The following is a 2,714-nucleotide window of genomic DNA, read 5'->3' as shown; positions in this document are numbered from 1 at the left end:
CGAGCGCGCCGAAGGTGGCGAACTGGTAGATGCCGATGGCGCGCGCCCGCACCCAGGCCGGCGAGGCGAGCTGCGCGCTGGCCTGCAGGGTGGAGGCGCCGGCGATCCAGGCGACGCCGAAGCCGAGCATCGCGACCAGCGCCACCGCCCAGTGCCCGGCCTGGCCGAGCAGCGCGAGCGCCGCGCCGCCGAGCAGCGAGGCTCCGGTGACGGTGCCGCCGCGATCCAGCCGGCTGCGCAGCGAGGGCAGCACGAAGCCGGCGGCGACCGCGCCGAGCCCCATGGCGCCGAGCAGGATGCCGAACCATTCGGGGCCGAGTCCGAGCTGCTGGCGCACCAGCAGCGGCAGCAGGCCCCAGACGGCGGCGGCGAAGCCGAAGAAGATGCAGCCGCGCCAGATGGTGGCGCGCAGCACCGGGCTGGCGCGCACGAAGCCGATGCCGGCGCGCATCGCCGAGAGGAAATGCTCCTTCGGGAGCGTCGCTGGCGCTTCCGGCCGCTTCCAGCGCAGCAGGGCGAAGATCACCACCACGAAGGCGATCGCGTTGAGGGCGAAGTTCAGCTCCGGCCCGAAGGCGGCGACGACGAAGCCGCCGAGCGCGGGGCCGACCGCGCGCGTCAGGTTGAAGCCGATGCCGTTCAGCACGATGGCCTGCGCCAGGTCCTGCCGCGGCACCGTCTCCGGCGTCACGGCGGCCCAGGCCGGGGAGTTCATGGCGGTGCCGGCGCCGATGGCGAAGGTCAGCGCGATCAGGCCCCAGGGGCCGAGGGCGGCGGAGAAGGTGAGCAGCGCGAGCAGCGCGCCGGCTGCCGCGATCCAGGCCTGGCCGGCGATGAGGTAGAGCCGGCGGTCGAGGATGTCGGCCATGGCGCCGGCCGGCAGCGCGAGCAGGAACACCGGCAGCAGCGCCGCCACCTGCACCAGGCTGACCATGACCGGGGAGGGCGCGAGCGAGGTCATCAGCCAGCCCGCGCCGGTGTTCTGCATCCACATGCCGGTGTTGGCGACCAGGTTGGCCAGCCAGAGCAGGCGGAAGGCGGGATGGCGCAGCGGCGCGAGGGCGGAGGGGAGACGCATGCGGAACCACCCTGGCAGCAGGCCGGCCGGCGGCGATAGCGCAAAGCGGCGCTGGCAGGGCTGCGGCCGGATGGGTTAAACTTCCGTCATGACGGACCGCATCGCGACCTACGCCGAATTCTGGCCCTACTACCTGCGGGAGCACGCCAACCCTCTGACGCGGCTGGTGCATGCCGCCGGCACGGTGGCGGGGGTCCTGGTGCTGCTGTGGGGGCTGGTGTTCGGCCCGCTCTGGCTGGCGCTGGTGGCCCTGGTGGTGGGCTATGGCGCGGCCTGGGGCTCGCACATGCTGGTGGAGCGCAACCGGCCGGCGACCTTCCGCTACCCGCTGTGGTCGCTGGGCAGCGACCTGCGCATGGCCTGGCTGCTGGTGACCGGGCGGCTGGAGCCGGAACTGCGGCGCGCCGGCGTCGTCTGACCGGCCATGGCATGGGTGCTGCTGTTCCTGGCCGGCCTGCTGGAGGTGGGCTGGGCGGTCGGGCTGAAGCTCAGCGCGGGCTTCACGCGGCTGTGGCCGAGCGTGCTGACCGTGGCGGCGATGGCGGCGAGCATCGGGCTGCTCGGCCTCGCGCTGAAGTCTCTGCCGGTGAGCACGGCCTATGCCGTGTGGACGGGGATCGGCGCTGTGGGCACGGCGGCTTTCGGCATGCTGGTACTGGGGGAGCCGGCGACCGCGCTGAAGATCGGCGGCGTCGCGGCGATCGCCGCAGGGATCGCGATGCTGAAGATCGCGGGGTGATTCGTCGCACGGCCGTCCAGAAAGCTGCGCCGGCGCCAAGAAAATGTTCGGAAGTGTGCAGGGGTGGTTCCGCGGCCCCTGCTTCGTTGCTACAGCAGGAAGGACTCGTCATCGGCGCCAAGGGCGCGTGACGCGGGCGTCCAGGGTCGGGGAGAGGGCGATGCGCGTACGGAACTGGGTCGTCGGGGCGCTGTTCGCGATGCTGGCCGGCGCGATGCCGGCCGCGGCGCAGCCCTTCCTGTTCGGCGAGAGCAACCTGTTCGGCCAGCCGCTGGCGCCCAACCGGCTGATCGTCAACGGCACGATCGAGCTGGCGGATTTCGACCGCGGCTCCTACGGGAACCTGCCCTGCTGCGGCTTCGACCACTTCGCCGAGAACGACAACTACGTCGTGGGCGAGCTCTTCTTCGGGCAGGAGTTCCTCGGCAGCTACAACAACTTCTTCGTCTTCGAGCTGCCCTCGCGCCTGGCGACGATCTTGGCGACCAGCCTGACGCTGCGGGTGTACAGCTTCGTCGTGGATACGCCGGCCGGGTCGACCTATCGCCTCTACGACGTCGCAACGCCGGTGGCGACGCTGCTGGCCGGCGGCGCCGGGCCCGCACTGGAGCCCATCTACAACGACCTCGGCTCCGGCACGACCTACGGCGCGCGCGGCTACACCAACGCCGATGGCGGCGCGGCCGTGTTCCGCGAAATCGTGCTGAACGCCGCGGCCATCGCAGACTTCAACGCGGCGATCGCGCAGATCGGCGACGAGCCGGCCTATTTCGCGATCGGCGGCACGCTGACGGCGGCGGAGGCGGTGGTGCCGGCGCCGGCCTCGCTGGCGGTGTTCGGCATGGGCCTGGCGGGGCTGCTGCTGGCGCGCCGCCGCCGCGCGGCCTGACGGCGCTC

Annotated in this window: 4 protein-coding genes; 3 read left to right on the top strand and 1 reads right to left on the bottom strand. The window is 72.4% G+C overall.

What is annotated here, in order from left to right; genetic code table 11:
• Nucleotides 1–1,078: MFS transporter (locus tag OZN99_RS29150; protein ID WP_270938720.1), on the bottom strand; the 1,078-nt coding region annotated here is incomplete at its 3' end.
• A gap of 88 nt (nucleotides 1,079–1,166) precedes the next feature.
• On the opposite strand from OZN99_RS29150, the gene OZN99_RS29145 reads away from it, so the two are divergent.
• From OZN99_RS29145 to OZN99_RS29135, 3 genes are all read left to right on the top strand, one after another.
• Nucleotides 1,167–1,496 (top strand): DUF962 domain-containing protein, encoded by a 330-nt coding sequence (locus OZN99_RS29145; protein WP_270938719.1) that lies wholly within the window; start codon nucleotides 1,167–1,169, stop codon nucleotides 1,494–1,496.
• 6 nt (nucleotides 1,497–1,502) lie between these two features.
• Nucleotides 1,503–1,817 (top strand): DMT family transporter, encoded by a 315-nt coding sequence (locus OZN99_RS29140; protein WP_270938718.1) that lies wholly within the window; start codon nucleotides 1,503–1,505, stop codon nucleotides 1,815–1,817.
• 160 nt (nucleotides 1,818–1,977) lie between these two features.
• Nucleotides 1,978–2,706: a PEP-CTERM sorting domain-containing protein gene (locus OZN99_RS29135; RefSeq protein ID WP_270938717.1), complete on the top strand. Its 729-nt coding sequence runs from the start codon at nucleotides 1,978–1,980 to the stop codon at nucleotides 2,704–2,706.
• Nucleotides 2,707–2,714 lie beyond the last annotated feature (8 nt).

It is taken from the genome of Falsiroseomonas oryzae (genome assembly GCF_027856955.1).
Lineage (GTDB): Bacteria > Pseudomonadota > Alphaproteobacteria > Acetobacterales > Acetobacteraceae > Falsiroseomonas > Falsiroseomonas oryzae.
The sequence above is the reverse complement of the archived record's forward strand: the minus strand, read 5'-3'. Positions and strand labels throughout refer to the sequence as shown.

Coding starts and splice junctions, on each gene's coding strand:
- OZN99_RS29145 (WP_270938719.1), top strand. CDS start 1,167: ATGACGGACCGCATCGCGACCTACGCCGAATTCTGGCCCTACTACCTG.
- OZN99_RS29135 (WP_270938717.1), top strand. CDS start 1,978: ATGCGCGTACGGAACTGGGTCGTCGGGGCGCTGTTCGCGATGCTGGCC.
- OZN99_RS29140 (WP_270938718.1), top strand. CDS start 1,503: ATGGCATGGGTGCTGCTGTTCCTGGCCGGCCTGCTGGAGGTGGGCTGG.